This window comes from Streptomyces pallidus (ex Mingjun et al. 2026), assembly GCF_051550185.1.
GTDB lineage: Bacteria > Actinomycetota > Actinomycetes > Streptomycetales > Streptomycetaceae > Streptomyces.
The window spans coordinates 4,455,467-4,471,646 of the sequence record NZ_CP196181.1; the positions used below are offsets into that span (position 1 = coordinate 4,455,467).

General features: G+C 73.7%; 14 protein-coding genes. 4 read left to right on the forward strand and 10 right to left on the reverse strand.

The genetic code is table 11. The annotated features are described in order from the left end of the window. From ACSHWO_RS19715 to ACSHWO_RS19740, 6 genes are all read right to left on the reverse strand, one after another. Window positions 1-585: a hypothetical protein gene (locus tag ACSHWO_RS19715; protein WP_438313444.1), complete on the reverse strand. Its 585-nt coding sequence runs from the start codon at window positions 583-585 to the stop codon at window positions 1-3. A 38-nt stretch (window positions 586-623) separates the two neighbouring features. After that, window positions 624-1,988, reverse strand: coding sequence for a hypothetical protein (locus tag ACSHWO_RS19720; protein ID WP_361095595.1), 1,365 nt, complete (start codon window positions 1,986-1,988; stop codon window positions 624-626). A gap of 13 nt (window positions 1,989-2,001) precedes the next feature. Next, window positions 2,002-2,499: a hypothetical protein gene (locus ACSHWO_RS19725; protein ID WP_438313446.1), complete on the reverse strand. Its 498-nt coding sequence runs from the start codon at window positions 2,497-2,499 to the stop codon at window positions 2,002-2,004. A gap of 191 nt (window positions 2,500-2,690) precedes the next feature. Beyond that, window positions 2,691-3,467, reverse strand: coding sequence for an enoyl-CoA hydratase/isomerase family protein (locus ACSHWO_RS19730; protein WP_438313448.1), 777 nt, complete (start codon window positions 3,465-3,467; stop codon window positions 2,691-2,693). Continuing rightward, window positions 3,464-3,910 (reverse strand): Zn-ribbon domain-containing OB-fold protein, encoded by a 447-nt coding sequence (locus ACSHWO_RS19735; protein ID WP_385806139.1) that lies wholly within the window; start codon window positions 3,908-3,910, stop codon window positions 3,464-3,466. The genes ACSHWO_RS19730 and ACSHWO_RS19735 overlap by 4 nt, the downstream gene beginning before the upstream one ends. A 37-nt stretch (window positions 3,911-3,947) precedes the next feature. Next, on the reverse strand, window positions 3,948-5,099 hold the full coding sequence (locus tag ACSHWO_RS19740) for a lipid-transfer protein (protein WP_438313450.1): 1,152 nt from the start codon (window positions 5,097-5,099) through the stop codon (window positions 3,948-3,950). 325 nt (window positions 5,100-5,424) lie between these two features. Between ACSHWO_RS19740 and ACSHWO_RS19745 the strand changes: the two genes are divergently transcribed. After that, window positions 5,425-7,074 (forward strand): fatty acid--CoA ligase family protein, encoded by a 1,650-nt coding sequence (locus ACSHWO_RS19745; protein ID WP_361095819.1) that lies wholly within the window; start codon window positions 5,425-5,427, stop codon window positions 7,072-7,074. 60 nt (window positions 7,075-7,134) lie between these two features. Here ACSHWO_RS19745 and ACSHWO_RS19750 read toward each other — a convergent pair whose 3' ends face one another. From ACSHWO_RS19750 to ACSHWO_RS19760, 3 genes are all read right to left on the reverse strand, one after another. After that, entirely contained in the window at window positions 7,135-7,878 is a 744-nt protein-coding gene (locus ACSHWO_RS19750; RefSeq protein ID WP_438313452.1) for a class I SAM-dependent methyltransferase, read from the reverse strand. Window positions 7,879-8,206: 328 nt separating this feature from the next. Continuing rightward, a complete protein-coding gene (locus tag ACSHWO_RS19755; RefSeq protein WP_361095577.1) occupies window positions 8,207-8,434 on the reverse strand; it encodes a hypothetical protein in 228 nt (75 codons plus the stop codon). Between the two features lie 174 nt (window positions 8,435-8,608). Next, window positions 8,609-11,770, reverse strand: coding sequence for a BTAD domain-containing putative transcriptional regulator (locus ACSHWO_RS19760; protein ID WP_438313454.1), 3,162 nt, complete (start codon window positions 11,768-11,770; stop codon window positions 8,609-8,611). 132 nt (window positions 11,771-11,902) lie between these two features. Between ACSHWO_RS19760 and ACSHWO_RS19765 the strand changes: the two genes are divergently transcribed. After that, a complete protein-coding gene (locus ACSHWO_RS19765) occupies window positions 11,903-13,123 on the forward strand; it encodes an amidohydrolase family protein (protein WP_438313456.1) in 1,221 nt (406 codons plus the stop codon). Window positions 13,124-13,457: 334 nt separating this feature from the next. Further along, complete coding sequence (locus ACSHWO_RS19770) at window positions 13,458-14,228, forward strand: trypsin-like serine peptidase (RefSeq protein WP_438313458.1); 771 nt, start codon at window positions 13,458-13,460, stop codon at window positions 14,226-14,228. Here ACSHWO_RS19770 and ACSHWO_RS19775 read toward each other — a convergent pair. After that, complete coding sequence (locus ACSHWO_RS19775; RefSeq protein ID WP_438313460.1) at window positions 14,207-14,650, reverse strand: NUDIX hydrolase; 444 nt, start codon at window positions 14,648-14,650, stop codon at window positions 14,207-14,209. The genes ACSHWO_RS19770 and ACSHWO_RS19775 overlap by 22 nt on opposite strands. Window positions 14,651-15,334: 684 nt before the next feature. On the opposite strand from ACSHWO_RS19775, the gene ACSHWO_RS19780 reads away from it, so the two are divergent. Next, window positions 15,335-16,150, forward strand: coding sequence for a hypothetical protein (locus tag ACSHWO_RS19780; RefSeq protein ID WP_361095562.1), 816 nt, complete (start codon window positions 15,335-15,337; stop codon window positions 16,148-16,150). Window positions 16,151-16,180: the final 30 nt, after the last annotated feature.

A 16,180-nucleotide genomic window follows, 5' to 3' on the forward strand; every position in this document is an offset into this window, starting at 1 on the left:
TCACGCCCCGGACCCGGCGTCCGGCCCGGCGTCCGGCCCGGCGTCCGTGCCGGCGTCCGTGCCGGCGTCCGTGCCGGTGTCCGTGCGGGCGGTCCCGGTGTCCGGTGCGACCGAGCGCAGGAACTCCTGGAAGTCCCCCCGCACGGCGTCCTCCTGGGCCGCGGTGACGGTCAGGATGAGCCGGATCACCACGCGCTTGTGCGGGTCGGTCACGTCCTGCATGGACAGGTAGACCTGGGACTGGACGAGCTCGCGCGGCACGCCGCCCACGACGGCGGTGAACGTCAGCCGTTGCGCGAGGCCGGGCGCGTCCGGGGAGCCGAGCTCGCGGCGGGCGGCGACCTCCACGGCTCCGGCGGCGGCTTGGCGGAGCCGTTCCACCGACCCCTCGGCCATGTCGGCGAGGGTCTCTTCCTCGTCGGTCCAGAAGTCGCCGTCGATGGTGATGTTGGCGGTGAATCCGGCGTCCGGTTCCGGGTGCAGGGCGACGAACGCCACGCCCGGGGCGCCGACCTCGTCCGGCGGGGCGGGCCGCCAGCCCTCCGGCAGGGCGAACTCGATCGGAATCGGCAGTGTCGTGGGCATGTTGTCTCAGGCCCTCCTTCCTTCTGCGGGACAGTGCATCAGTCGAACAGCCCGACGACGCCGTCCTTGATGTCGCCGGCCGTGTCGCCCACCCAGTCGGCGGCGTCGCCGGCGGACTTGCTCAACTTGTCCGTGTCGATGGTGAACTCGGCGCCCACCGAGCCGCCGATGCCCAGGGCGACACCCACCTTGCCGCCGACGTGCCACTTGCCGTCGTCGCCCTTGCCGAAGGTCGCCTTGGCCTCCGCGCCCGCCCCGGCCCAGCCCTCGGCCGTGGCGCCGGCGCCGAGGCCGGCGACCTCGCCGCCTCCGGCGACGCTGAGCTTGCCTCCGGCGAAGGCCTTGGCTCCGGCGCTGACGCCGTCCCAGCGTGCCGAGCCGCTGAGCGCGGCCTCCCCGCCGCCGAACCCCTCGGAGCGTGCGTAGCCGCCGACCCAGTGGCTGTAGTCGGCGCGTCCCTCGAGCAGGGTCCTGACGCCCGCCGAGGTCTCGGCCTTGCCCACGAGTCCGTCCTGGGTCATGCCGTAGTTCGCGCTGGCCCTGGCCCCCAGGGTGATGTCGTCGATGCCGGAGAGCGTGAGGTCCCCGTTCTGGTACGTGCCCTGCGCGGTCATCTTGAAGAGGTCGGCGTACGCCTTGGCCGAACCCTCCTTGCCGTACTTCTGGCCGCTGGTCGAGACGCCCGCGTTCGGACCGGTGATCGTGAGGCCGCCCTCGGACTTCGGACCGTTCTTGGCGGCCTCCGCCTCCTTGGCGGCCCGCTCCCGTGCGGCCTTCTCGTCCTTCAGGGCCTGGTCCAGGTCGCCCGTGGCGCCGGCGTTGAAGCCGGCGAGGGACATGTCGGCGCCCTTGCCGAGGGCGTCCTTGTTGCTGTCGGTGACGGCCGTTTCGAGGACGGCCTTGATGTTCTGGTCGAGCTCGGCGACGGCCTTCACCCGGTCGTCGATGTGCTTCTGCCACTTGCCGACGGCCTCGCCGATGGTCTTCTGGCCGTCGGGGTCGTGGTGGTAGGCGCTGCGCTCGCCCGGGGTGAGCTTCGACCAGTCGAAGGCGACGTACCCCTGCTCGGAGACGGTCATGCCGGCGGCTATCGCGTCGTCGCGGGCGCTTTCGAGCTTCTTCTTCAGGTCGGTGAACTTCTCCTGGGCGTCCCGCAGCAGGCCCGCGATCGCCTTCGCCTGCACCTGCGCCGCCGCGTACTCGTAGCGGGTCGCCGCGAAGCCCTTCTCGGCGCTCACGGCGCTGTGGCCGGCCCAGCCGTTCGTCATGGTGATCTTCTGGACGGTTTCGCCGTAGCGGGTCTCGACCTTCCCCAGCTCGCCCGCCATCGACTCCCACTTGCCGGCGGCCGTGCCGAGCAGCCCGAAGTTCGTGCCCATGACCTCGTGGTAGTTCAGTGCCACAGCTCAGCTCCCCCTACAGGCCGTTCAGCTTCGACTTGGTGGTGAGGAAGTCGTTGCCCAGTCCGACGTCGTTGCGGGCGAAAAGGCCCGAAGCGCCGCGTAGGGCGCCCTTCTCCGCTTCGAGCCGGGCGATCAGGTTCTTCACCTGCTGGTCCCAGGTCTCCGCGACCTTCTTCAGGCCGGCGGCGGTCTCCCAGCCGTCGAAGCCCTTCTGGGCGGCGCCGGTCGAGTCGTCCGCGTGGTCCGCGGCCGTCTTCGTGTTCGGCTGGAGCTCGGTCTCGATCGTGTTCGCGGCGGCCTTCTTCTCGGCCGGGGTGGAGGCGAAGTCCTGCCCGCCGGGGGCTTGCAGCAGGGGCGGCGGCGGGTTCGTGCCCGTCGCCAGCAGCGGCGGGTGGGCCGTGCCGGGTGACTGCAGCAGCGGTGGGGGTGGTGCGGTCGCGCCGGGGGCCAGCGGCCCCTCGCTGTTCAGCCGCATGCTCACCTGCTGGTCCGGACCGAGTTCATCTGCCATGTCTGCGCTCCCCGTCGGCTGGCGCTGATCATATGCATGGCAACTGTGAACCGGCCAAGCAGTCCCGCACCCCGGGAAGGGGACGGTGGGGCTCCCGGGGCCGGGCGCACTGGGGCGAGGGGAAGACGGACGGCCCGCCAGATGCCGTCCGAGCTGCGGGTTTTCGCCAACCGCCGACTGGCCGATACCCGTCAGCGCACGCGCGGCTCCGGCGTCGTCCGGCGGCCCGAGAACAGAGCCGCCTGCCGGTCCGGCGGCAGGTTGCCCAGCGCGATCAGCGCGGGGGCCTGGGCCAGCGCCTGCTGGAGTGCCGCCTGCTTCGCCGACCACAGCGCCCGTACGGTGCCCTGCACCGCCTCGGTCGGGAAACCGGCCAGGGTCCGCGCCGCCCGCAGGGCCGCCCCGGCCAGCTCGGCGGGCGCGGCCAGTTCCGAGACCAGCCCGATCTCGTACGCCCGTCGCGCCGACAGCCGTTCCTCGGTTCCCATCAGGGACATCCGGGCGGCCTCGCCGAACGGCATCCGCTGGGCCATGTACACGGCCTCGTAGGCGCTGACCATCCCGTACGAGGTGTGCGGGTCGAAGAAGGTCGCCGTGTCGGAGGCGATGAGGAACTCCGCCTCGCCCAGCAGGTAGAACGCCCCGCCGCAGGCCATGCCGTTGACGGCGGCGACCACCGGCTTCCACAGGTCGGCCGCCTTCGGGCCGATCGCGGCCAGCGGGTCGTCGACCGAGTACGGGGAGCCCGGCTGCGGGACGGCCGCGTCCCGGTCGATGCCGGTGCAGAACGCGGCCCGGCCCGCCCCGGTCAGCACCACCGCGCGCACCGCGTCGTCGTACCGGAACCCCCGCCACACCGAGGTCAGTTCGGCGGCGGTCGCCAGGTCGATCGCGTTGTGCCGGTGCTCCCGGTCCAGGGTGACGACCGCGACCCCGCTCGCCCCGTCCCGCTCCACCCGCAGCGTCACGGCTTCTCCAGGACCCAGCGCGGCACGGTGATCCCGCCCGCATCGGCGAACACCGCCTGGACGCGCGCGCCGATGCGCAGCCGGGCGGGGTCCACCGAGTCCAGCCGGGCGTCGGCCGAGGCGACGAGGTTCCCGGCGAGCCGGATGCGCGGCGCGTCCGCGAGCTCCACGAGGACGACGTTGTACGGGGCCTGCGCCGCGTAGGCGGGCAGCAGCGGCGGATGCGGCCGGACGTACGACCAGATGCGCCCCCGGCCGCTGGTGGGCCGCCACTCGGAGTCGAAGGACCGGCAGTGCGGGCAGCACGGGCGGGGCGGGAAGCGGAGCCGGCCGCAGGCGGCGCAGGCCTGGACGCGGAGCTCGCCGCGGGCGGCGTACTCCCAGAAGGGGGCGCCGTCGGCGTCCGGGACGGGCAGGAGCAGTTCTTCGGGGGCCGCGGTCACGGTGGTACCTCGTCTCCTCGGTCGTCGCGGGGGCGGTTCAGGCGCGCAGCAGGAGCGCGGACGTCGGGACGCCCTCGCCGGCCGTCACCAGGCAGGTGGTGGCGTCGGGCACCTGGGCGGTCGAGATGCCGCGCAGCTGCTTGACGCCCTCGTTGATCAGGTTGAAGCCGTGGACGTAGGCCTCGGACAGGCCGCCGCCGCCGGTGTTGATCGGGAGCCGACCGCCGGTCTCCAGGGCACCGCCCTCGGTGTACGCGGCGCCCTCGCCGCGCCCGCAGAAGCCGTAGCCCTCCAGCGAGAGCAGGATCAGCGGGGTGAAGGCGTCGTATATCTGGGCGACGTCGACGTCCTGCGGGCCGAAGTCGGCGTGCTTCCACAGGTGCCGGGCGGCGGTCCAGGCGGGGCCGGTGAGCGGGTCGTCGTTCCAGTAGTTGACCATGCCGTGGTGCTGGGCGGGCAGGCCCTGGGCCACGGAGTGCACGTACACGGGGCGCTGCCGGCAGTCCCGGGCGCGCTCGGCGGAGACGATGACGCAGGCCAGCGCCCCGTCGGTCTCCAGGCAGTTGTCGAACAGGCACAGCGGTTCACTGATCATGCGGGAGGTCATGTACATCTCGCGGGTCAGCGGCCGGTCGTACATGATCGCTGCGGGGTTCTCGTTGGCCCGGTTGCGGCAGGCCATGGCGACGTTGAAGAGGTGGTCGCGGCTGGCCCCGTACTCGTGCATGTAGCGGCGGGCCAGCATGGCGATCTCGTCGGCGGGTCGCAGCAGGCCGAAGGGGCGGGTCCACTGCCCGGGGGTGGGCAGCTGTACGGCGGTGTCGGTCCAGGGGCGGGGCCCGGAGCCGCGCTTGCGGGAGCGCCAGGCGACCCCGACGGTGGCCTGGCCGGTGGCGACGGCGGCGGCGAGGTGGCCGACGGTGGCGCAGGAGCCGCCGCCGCCGTAGCCGACCTTGGAGAAGAAGGTGACGTCGCCGGCGCCGATCGCCTTGGCGACCTCGACCTCGTCGGTCTCCTCCATGGTGTAGGAGGCGAAGGCGTCGACCTCGGCGGGGGCGATCCCGGCGTCGTCGAGGGCGGCGAGGACCGCCCGGCAGGCGAGTTCCTTCTCGGACCCGGGCAGCCGTCTGGCGAAAGGCGTCTGGCCGATTCCGACGATCGCCGTAGCGTCCTTGAGTGTTGCCGCCATCCGCCACCTCCGGGGCCGCGCCAGTGCTGACAGCCGCGAAGGCTACAGCTAATCTGACGGATAGTCAGCTACTGGTGTCGTGGGGAGGCGGACGATGGGCGAGGGCGTACGCATGTCCGGGCACGGACCGGGTCCCGGAACCGGAACCGGGGCGGGACACGGGGCGGGAAGCGCAGCCGGGCCGGACGCAGGGCCGGACACAGAACCCGGCACAAGGCCCGGCACGGGAGCGGAGGCAGGCTCCGGAGCCGCACGAGCCGTTGCGGAACCCGTGGCGGGCACCGGGACAGGTCCCGCGGCGGGTCCCGGCGCCACGGACGAGGGCGTGCGGGGCGACCTGCGCTGGGGCAGCATCGCGGGCCTGGTGCGCGCGGCCGCAGCCCGCCACGCCGACCGCGAGGCCGTGGTCGACGGCCGCACCCGGCTGAGCTACGCGCAGCTCGGCGAGCGCGTCGAGCGCGCCGCCGCAGCCACCCTCGCAGCCGGCATCGAGCCCGGCGACCGGGTCGCCGTCTGGGCCCCCAACACCCTCGACTGGATCGTCTGCGCCCTCGGCGCGGTCTGCGCGGGCGCCGTCCTCGTCCCGCTCAACACGCGTTTCAAGGGAACGGAAGCCGCGTACGTCCTCGACCGCAGCCGGGCCCGCCTGCTGTTCGTCACCGGCACCTTCCTCGGCACCTCCTACGTCGCCTCCCTGCGCCGGGCCACCGCGCAGGGAGGCGCCGCGCAGGGAGGCACCGCGCCGGCCCCGGCCGCGCAGGGAGGCGCCGCCGGACGCGGCCCGCTGCCAAGCCTGCCGCACCTCGAACAGGTCGTCGTCCTCGCCGACGACGCCCCCGAGGACTTCCGCACCTGGAAGGACTTCCTGGCCGGCGGCGACACCGTCCCCGCCGAGGCCGTCCGCCGACGGGCCGCATCCATCCGCCCCGAAGCCCCCTCCGACATCATCTTCACCTCGGGCACCACCGGCAGACCCAAGGGCGCCGTCATCACCCACGCCCAGTCCCTGCGCTGCTACGAGGTGTGGAGCGAGCTCGCCGGACTCCGCGAGGGCGACCGCTACCTGATCGTGAACCCCTTCTTCCACACCTTCGGCTACAAGGCCGGCATCCTCGCCTGCCTCATGCGCGGCGCCACGATGGTCCCCCAGCCCGTCTTCAACGTGGACACCGCCCTCGCCAACATCGCCGCCGAGCAGATCTCCGTCCTCCCCGGCCCGCCCACCCTCCACCAGTCCCTCCTCGACCACCCCCAGCGCGGCCACCACGACCTGTCCACCCTCCGCCTGGTCGTCACCGGCGCCGCCGTCGTCCCGCTCCGGCTCGTCGAGCGGCTCCGCTCCGAACTGCGCGTGGACACCGTCCTCACCGCGTACGGGCTCTCCGAGGCCGGCGGCATCGTCTCCATGTGCCGCCGCGGCGACCCCGCCGAGGTCATCGCCGCCACCTCCGGACGGGCCGTCCCCGGCACCGAGATCCGCATCGCGGACGGCGACGGCCGGGCCCTGCCCGCCGGCGGGGCGGGCGAGGTGTGGGTGCGCGGCCACCACGTCATGCAGGGCTACTTCGAGGAACCGGACGAGACCGCCCTCGCCATCACCCCGGACGGCTGGCTGCGCACCGGCGACGTCGGCGTCCTCGACGAGCGCGGCAACCTGCGCATCACCGACCGGATCAAGGACATGTTCATCGTCGGCGGCTTCAACGCCTACCCCGCCGAGATAGAGCAACTCCTCGGCCTGCACCCGGACATCGCCGACGTCGCGGTCGTCGGCATCCCCGACCCCCGCCTCGGCGAGGTCGGCAAGGCGTACGCGGTGCGCCGCCCCGGCTCCACCCTCACCGCCGACGACCTGATCGCCTGGTCCCGGCGGGAGATGGCCAACTACAAGGTCCCGCGCGCCGTGGAGTTCGTCCCCGAGCTCCCGCGCAACGCGAGCGGCAAGGTCCTCAAACGGGAGCTCCGCGCCCGCTGACGCCCGCCGCCCACCAGTCGCCTGCCGCCCGTCGCCCGCCGTCTGACGCCCGCCCGAGTGCTACCGGGCGGGCTTGCGGGCGAGGACGAGCCGCCAGCGCGGGGTGCCGTCCGGGCGCTTCCCGAACGGCTCCAGCGGCACGGTCTCCACCGTGAAGCCGGCCGCCCGCAGGTCCGCGCGGACCCCGCCCCACGGGAACGTCCGGTAGTACATGACGAACGGCGGCCGCCACACCGCGTTGCGCACGCGCATCACCGCGTCGAAGCCGGCCGCCGCCCACCACAGCGGGGAGGTCGGCGGTATCGGCGCCCCGATCGGGAAGGCGAACACCCCGCCCGCGCGCAGTGCCCGGTGGACACCGCCGAAGAGGGCGGGCCGCTCGGCCGGCAGGAAGTGCCCGAACGCCCCGAAGCTGACCGCCAGGTCGTACGTGTCCGCCAGCCCGGGCGGCAGGGCCCGCGCGTCGGCCCGCACCAGGTCGACGCCGCCGGCCCCGGCGCCGCCGCCGTACAGCCGCTCGGCCTCGGCCAGCATGCCCGCGCTGAGGTCCACTCCGGTCACCCGGTCCCGGCACAGCCGGCGGAGCATCCCGAGGGCCGCGCCCGTGCCGCAGCAGACGTCCAGGCCGGAGCCGAAGGACCCCTCGTGCCCGGCGAGGGCCTCCTCGACGGCGTCGAGCATGCGGTCCGGGGTGCGGAAAGGCGTGTGGTCGAACTTCGGCGCGAGCAGGTCGTAGCCCCGCTCGACCGACGAGAAGGCCTGGACGGCGAGCTCGCGCAGGCTCGGCCCCTGTGAGGTGAACACGCTCCCAGCCTAGCCACGGACCGGCGCCCGCCCCGTGCGGCCGGCCCCATCCGCGTCCGCATCTGCCTCCGCATCTGCGTGCGCACGCACGCGGCGGCCGCGGTGGCTCCCCCTCCGGGCCACCGCGGCCGCCGTTCCTGCGTTGTGCTCCCCCGTTGTCCTGCTTCCCCCGTGGTAGTGCTCCCCCGTGGTGGTGCTTCCCCCGTTGTGGCGCCGTGGTCCCCCCGTGACCCCGGCGCACCCCCCTGTTTCCCCCGTGTCCCCCGTGCACGGCCGTCCCCCGTATCCCCCGTATCCCCCGTGGGACGGCCGTGCGGGGACCGATCGGTTACGGACGCGGGCCGGACGCGTGGTTGTCCAGCGAGACGATCTCCTCGTCCGCAGCCGGCTTGTCGACCGGCTTGATCGCGATGCCGGAAGCGTGGTTGTCCATCGGAGTGATGTCGACGTCGCCCGCGGCGGGGCCGTCGACCGGCTTGATCCCGATCCCCGAGGCGTGGTTGTCGAGCGGGATGATGTCGCTCTCGTTCGGCAGGATGTTCTCGTTCGTCGTCATCGGATCTCCTGATGGATGGGTAGGGCCCGTTCGGCGATTCCCCCGCGGACCGCCGAACGGGCGGTCCTCCAGCGGACTCCCGCGCCCCCCGACGCGGTGAGTCGATGTGTCCATCGTGGCCGAAGGCGATAAACGAACGATGAATGCCTCGTTCAACTCCCGCCGGCCGCGGGATCAGGCCGCGATCTCCGATGCCAGCAGTGCCCGCACCTCGGCCAGTTCCGGCGATCCGAGCCCCGCGAAGACGGCCTCCGCGTCCCGCCAGCACACCCGCGCCCGGTCCCGCTGCCCCAGCCGCTGCAGGGCCTTGCCCAGCACCGTCAGCACGGTCGCCCGCCGCCACTCGCCGCCGATGCCGCGCAGTGCGATGGCCTGCTCGGCGTGGGCGGCGGCCAGCGTCGGCCGGTGCGCGGCCAGGTGAGCCTCGGCGAGCCGGAAGTGCGTCACGCCCTCCCACAGGGGCTGGCGGTTGTCGTGGAAGAGGGACAGCGCCTCGGTGAGCTGCGCCTGCGCCTCGGCGAGCCGCCCGGCCTGGGTGAGGGCGATGCCGAGCGCGTACCGGCCGTTGGCCAGGCGCAGGGTCAGGCCCATCCGGTCGTATATGGCGATGCCCTGTTCGGCCAGCTCGATCGCGCTGGTCAGCCGGCCCAGCTCCACGTGGATGCGGGAGAGGTTGCACAGGGCGCTGGCCTCGCCGATGTGGTTGCCGTCGGCGCGGAAGTTCTCGATGGCCTCCAGCAGGTAGCGCTCGCCGTCAGCGTAGCGGGCCTGGTAGAGGGCGATGATCCCGCGGTCGTTGGGCGCCCAGCAGCTGGGCAGCGGGTCGCCGGCCGCGCGGGCCAGGACGGTGGCCTGCCGGGCCTCGTCGTCGGCCTCGGCGAACCGGCCGGCGACGAGGTGGACGCTGGTCAGTGCCGTGCGGGCGCGGCCCTCGGCGTGCGGGTCCGCGGCGGTGCGGGCCGCGTCGCGCAGGGCCGCGGCGGCGGACTCGTACTGCTTGGAGTTGGCGCCGGACTCGGCGAGGTCCTTGGCCGCCCACAGCAGGTCCACGGCCCGGCGGAGCACGTCGGCGCGCCCGGTGGTGCGTACGGAGGACTGCCGGACGCAGGCGAGCAGCGGGTCGGCCTCGGCATACAGCCAGTCCAGGGCGGCGCGGGGCTCGGTGAAGCGCAGGCCGGGGTGGTGGGTGGCCGCGAGGTGGGCGGGCAGCCGGTCGCCGGGGCGTTCGACGGCGTACACGGCGGAGGCGGTGGCGAGGTAGAAGTCGAGCAGCCGGTCGAGGGCGGCGTCCCGCTCGCTCGCGGGCTGCTCGTCGCGCTCGGCGCAGGCACGCGCGTAGAGGCGTACGAGGTCGTGGAAGCGGTAGCGGCCGGGTGCGGCGGATTCCAGCAGGGAGCAGTCGACTAAAGCCTCCAGGAGGTCCTCGGTGTCGTGCTCGGGCCGGTCGAGGACGGCGGCCGCGGCGGCCAGCGAGACGTCGGGGCCGTCGGCGAGGCCGAGCAGGCGGAACGCGCGCTGCTGGGCGGGTTCGAGCTGGCCGTAGCCCAACTCGAAGGTGGCCTTGACGGCGAGGTCGCCGGCCTGGAGTTCGTCGAGGCGGCGGCGCTCGTCGGCGAGCTTGGCGGCGAGGACGGAGACGGTCCAGGTGCGGCGGGCGGCCAGCCGGGAGGCGGCGATGCGGATGGCGAGCGGGAGGAAGCCGCAGGCGCCGACGACGTCGAGGGCGGCCTGGCGTTCGGCCGCGACGCGTTCGGCGCCGACGATCCGGGTGAACAGCTGCAGGGCCTCCTCGGGGCTCATCACGTCGAGGTCGACGAGATGGGCCCCGGCGAGGCCCGCCATGCGGACCCGGCTGGTGACGAGGGCGGCGCAGCCGGCGGTGCCCGGCAGCAGCGGCCGGACCTGGGCGGCGTCGCGGGCGTTGTCGAGGAGGACCAGGACGCGGCGGCCGTCGAGGGTGGAGCGGTAGAGCGCGGCCCGCTCGTCGGCGGTGTCCGGGATGGCGGTGTCGGGGGTGCCGAGGGCGCGCAGGAACGAGCCGAGGACGGCGACGGGCTCGGCGGGGCGCGGTTCGGTGCCCTGGAGGTCGACGTACAGCTGGCCGTCGGGGAAGTGCGGGCGGGCGGCGTGGGCGACGTGCACGGCGAGGGTGGTCTTGCCGACGCCGCCGATGCCGGCGAGCGCGGAGACGGCCATGACCTGGCCGTCGGCGGCGGACAGGATGGCGCCGAGCTCGCCCACGAAGGTGGTGCGGCCGGTGAAGTCGGGCACGGTGGCGGGCAGCTGGGCGGGCCGGACGTGGACGGGCGCGGTGGCCGGGGCCGGGGCCTCGGCGCAGGCGAGTTCGGCGTCGGCGCGCAGGATGCGCTGCTGGAGCGCGGCCAGTTCGGGACGCGGGTCGACGCCGAGCTCGTCGGCGAGGAGGCGGCGGGTGTCGGCGTACACGGCGAGGGCCTCGGCCTGCCGGCCGCTGCGGTACAGGGCGAGCATGAGCAGTTCGCGGAGCCGCTCGCGCAGGGGGTGGGCGGCGGTCAGCGCGGTGAGCTCGGAGACGGCCTCGGCGTGGTGGCCGACCTCCAGGTCGAGGTCGAGGCGGGTCTCCAGCAGCTGCAGGCGCCACTCCACGAGCCGGGCGCGCTCGGTCTCGGCGTGCGGGCCGGGGACCCCGGCGAGGGGTTCGCCGTCCCACAGGTCGAGGGCGCGGGCCAGGAGGGTACGGGCGAGGCCCCGGTCGCCGGCGGTGCGGGCCTGGTCGGCGTCGGAGGCGAGGCTGCGGGCGACGCCGAGGTCGAGGGTGCCGGTGGGGGTGCGGATCGCGTAGCCGCCGGCGTCGGTGACCAGGGTGCCGGGGTCGAGGACCTTGCGCAGCCGGGAGGCGTAGGTGCGGATGGTGGCGAGGGCCTGTTGCGGCGGGTCGTCGCCCCAGATGGCGTCGATCAGCTCGGGGGCGGTGGCGGTGCGGCCGCCGCGCAGCAGCAGCACGGCGAGCAGGGCGCGCTGCTGGGGGGTGCCGGAGGGCAGGGCCTCGCCGCCGCGCCAGGCGCGGATCGGGCCGAGGACGGCGAAGCGGGAGGCGGGGGCGGGGCCGGCGGCTCCGGGGGGCGCGGGTGTCGTGGGGGTCGCGGAGGACGCTGAGGTCGCGGGTGTCGCGGAGGTCGCGGAGGTCGCGGAGGGCGCTGAGGTCGCGGGGGTTGCGGGGGTCGCGGGGGTCGCGGGCACGGCCTCGGGCCCGGGGGCGGCCTGCGGGCTGCCGGGGGCGGCTTGGGCCGTTCCGGGTGCGCGCCGGGCTGCGTCGGGGTGGTTCCGCTGGTGCGGGATGGCCGGTATGCCCTCCATCTGTCGTCCCCCCTGCCTTCCGTCGGTGTAAGGGTCAGTCTGCCCTGTCTTGCTCGTACCCGTCAGCCCGTGTCGAACCGATCACTCCTCGACTGGCTGACGGTTCGTCAGATTGACGCTACCGTGAGGGCCATGGAGACCTTCCCGAAGATCATCTCGGTGGACGACCACACCGTGGAACCTCCTCACGTCTGGCGGGACCGGCTCCCGTCCCGCTACCGCCACACCGGACCCCGGATCGTCCGCGCCCCCCTCAAGGAAATGACCTTCCTCGGCGGCAAGTTCGCCCCCGTCATGGGCGCCGAGGGCGACCCCGGACCGATCGGCGACTGGTGGGTGTACGAGGACCTGCACCGCCCCCTCACCCGCCTCGACACCGCCGTCGGCTACGACCGCGACGAGATCCGGCTGGAGGTCATCACGTACGAGCAGATGCGCCCCGGCTCCTACTCGGTTCCCGACCGGTTGGCCGACATGGAGGTCAACCACGTCCAGTCCGCGCTCTGCTTCCCCACCTTCCCCCGCTTCTGCGGCCAGACCTTCACCGAGGCCAAGGACCGTGAGCTGGGGCTCCTCGCCGTGCGCGCCTACAACGACTGGATGGTCGAGGAGTGGTGCGGTCCCGAGGCCCGCGGCCGCCTCATCCCCCTCACCCTCATCCCGCTCTGGGACGCCGAACTCGCCGCCGCCGAGGTCCGACGCAACGCGGCGCGCGGCGTACGCGCCGTCGCCTTCTCCGAGATACCCCCGCACCTCGGACTGCCGTCGATCCACACCGACGCCTGGGACCCCTTCCTCCAGGCCTGCCACGACACCGGCACCGTCATCGCCATGCACATCGGCTCCTCCAGCCGCATGCCCTCGACGTCCGCCGACGCCCCGCCCGCCGTCGGCTCCACGATCACCTTCGCCAACTGCTGCTTCTCGATGGTCGACTGGCTGATGAGCGGCAAGTTCGAACGCTTCCCGAACCTCCGCATCATGTACGCCGAGGGCCAGATCGGCTGGATCCCGTACATCCTGGAACGCGCCGACGTGGTCTGGGAGGAGAACCGCGGCTGGGGCGGAGTCGCCGACAAGGTGCTGCGCCCGCCGTCCGAGCTCTTCGCCGAACACGTCTACGGCTGCTTCTTCGACGACGCCTTCGGCCTGCGCAACCTCGACGCCATCGGCGCCGGCAACGTCCTGTACGAGACCGACTACCCGCACTCCGACTCCACCTGGCCCAAGTCCCGCGAGGTCGGCGAGGCCCAGATGGGCCACCTTGACTCGGACGTGGTCGAACGCATCGTCCGCGGCAACGCGATCGAGCTGCTGGGGCTGACGCCGGAGGGGCTCTGGCCCGGGGCGTAGCGGACGGTGAACGGCCGCTCGGCCTCGGGTGTGGCGGACGGCGAACGGCCGCTCGGGCCCGGGCGTAGCGGACGGTGAACGGCCGTCCCCTTGCGGGTGACCGGACCGCCAAGGCATGCTTCGCCAGAGCAAAGCTGAAGGGGCGGCAGTGATGGACAAGCGGACCGTGGTGACCGGCGTGTTGTGCGCGATAGCGGCGATCGGCGCATCCGCCGCCATGACCAAGGTGGTGCCGGACCCGGGGAGTCGACCGGCGACCCGGACCGAGGCGGCGGCCCCGACGCAGCCCTCACCGAGTCCGACTTCGCGAACGCAATCGCCCAAGCAGCCTCAGTTGACCACTGCCGGCATACCGAAGCCGGGCACGTCGGCCGCCTTCACCGGAGCCCTGTTCGAGGGCGATGTGCAGGGTGATCACTTCTGCACCGCCACCGTGGTCCGCAGCCCCGGCAAGAACCTCATCGTCACCGCCGGGCACTGTCTGCTCGCCGGCAAGGTGGCGGGCGGCGGCGCCCTCTTCGCACCCGCGTACGGGAACGGGGCCGCCCCGTACGGTGCCTGGAAGATCGAAGAGGTCTTCGAGGACGGCCGCTGGTCCGACGACTCCGACGACGACTACGACCTCGCCTTCGCCCGCCTCGCCCCCGACGCCACGGGCCGCAACATCGAGGACGTCGTCGGCGCCGCCCCCCTCGACACCACGGGCCGCGCAGGCGAGGAGGTCACCGTCACCGGCTACCCCGCCGACCGCAAGGTCCCGCGGACCTGCACGGCCAAGGCGGTCCGCGAGTCGGCGACCCAGCAGCGCTTCGACTGCGCGGACTTCCCGGGCGGCACGAGCGGCAGCGCCTGGCTCGCCCGCGACGGCAAGATCGTGGGCATCCTGACCGGCGGCGACACCGACGACGTCTCGACCAGCACCGTCCTCGGCGACTACGCGGCCGCGCTGTACGCCCGGGCTACTGGTGGGGCGGGTGCTGGTGCTGGGGTGGGTGCTGGTGCTGGTGCTGGTGCTGGTGCTGGCGCGGGTGCTGGTGCGGGTGCTGGTGCGGGTGCGGGTGCTGGGGTGGGTGCGGGTGTGAATCAGACCACGAGGCCCAGGTGAACGGGCTCCCCGCTTCGCTCGGCTGCCAGTAGTTCCGCCAACCGCGGCGGCCACGACGGCTCCCCGAGCCCGGCCAGCGCCGCCGGTGACAACCACCGCCAGTGCGCCCCGGGGTCCTCGGGGACGGGGTCGCGGCGGGGGCCGGTCGTCACGTAGATGTGCTCGTGCTGGCGCACGGGTACGCCCTCGTGCGTGAAGTCGTGCTCCCAGGTGCACAGCAGCCGCTGCGGCAGGAGGTCGGTCCAGCCGGTCTCCTCCCGCAGCTCCCGCCGCACACACTCCTCGGGCGTCTCACCCGGATCGATCCCCCCGCCCGGCGGCAGCCAGTGGATGCCGACCTCGATGTTGTTCTCCCGGAACAGGAACACCGCCCCACCGGGATCCAGAACCACAATGCGCGCTGCGTGCCTGGGAGTTCTCATCCCCCGAGCGTACGCCGCGGAGGGGAGAAGGGGGTGGGGCCGGACGCCCGCACTCGGAGTCGGGAGTGTGTTCGGGGGCTTCCCGGCCGCCCATCGTCCTTCCGGTGCGGGCCGGTCCCTCAAGGGCGCTCCCTCCGGTCGCGTCGCTGCGCGAGGGCCTTCGGCCCCCCTTGACCGACCGTCCCGCCCCGGAATGCCAAAGAGCTGCCGGGAAGCCCCCGAAGGATGGCCAGGGGGACGGTTCGAGGGTCGGGTACCGTCAGCGACGCAGGCCCCCGGCTCCGCCTCGCGGCGCCTCCGTGCCGCCAGGGCCACCAGTTCCCGGGTGGCGGCGGGCGCGCGGTCGCCCGGCCTGCCGGAAGTGTGGGCGAGGACCCCGTCCTGTCCCCGCGAGCGCGCCGGATCGCTACGCGCTCCTCTCGTCTCGGCGACCGACCGTTGTCGGGGGTCGACGGCCCGGCCCCGGGTGCGACTCGGGTCGGGTGGTGTCCTGCTCCTTCCGTGATGGTCGCGGCGTGCGCCGTCGTCGTGGGGGTGCTGGTGGCGGCGGTGGCTCGGCCCTGAGGGTCGGTTCCGTTCCGTCTGCCTTCCCGCCCGCCGCCCCGCGTCACCCTCGCGCCTCGACACCCCCCGGGAGGTTGACGTCCACGGCGTGGGGGGTCCGGGCTGTGTACGGTCGGTGGAATGAGCAAGTTCGCCCGAGTCGGCTTTCCTCGGCCCCGTGTGGCCGCGCGTGCCGGGGCCGGGGTCGGCGCTGCTGCCGCCGCCGGTCTGCTGGCCTGCACGGCGGCCTGGTTCCATGCCGTCCAGGACGCCCCCGGCAACGCCGAGGCGCGTGCCCACACCGTCACCGACGACCGCCCCGCCCTTACCGCCGACGGCCGTGCCGCGCGTGAGGCCTGGCGGTACGACATGCAGGGGCTCTCCGGCATCAGTGAGCAGACCCTGGCGCGGATCCCGGCGGATTCCCTCCAGCTCATCCTGGTCACGGGCAAGGCGAGGGATTCCTCGTACGCGACCGCCGCCCTCTACACGCGGCCCGCCGCCGGAGCCGACTGGGTCCTGGCGGAGCGCTGGCCCGCGCGCAACGGGGCCAGGGGGTGGTCCACGGAGCGTAGTTACGGAGATCTCACGTCCCCCGTAGGGGTGTTCTCGCTGAGTGACGCCGGCGGTCTGCTGCCGAAGCCGCCGGGGACGAGGTTGCCGTACGACCGCAGTAGGGCGTTCACCGCCTCCGGTCACGGCGTCGAGGGGGAGTCCCTGGCCGGTTCCTTCGACTACGTCGTGGCGATCGACTTCAACCGCAAGCGGGGCGTGTCGCCGCTGGACCCGACGAAGCCGGAGGGGGAGCGCAAGGGCGGCAACATCTGGCTGCACGTGGACCACGACGGGCCCTCGCAGGGCTGCGTGGGCATCTCGAAGCAGGCCATGCACAGGGTGCTGAGGACGCTCGACCCGGCGGCCAAGCCGGTCATCGTGATGGGCCCGCACGGCTTCTGACGGCCCTATTGCCTGACGGATCGTCAGATA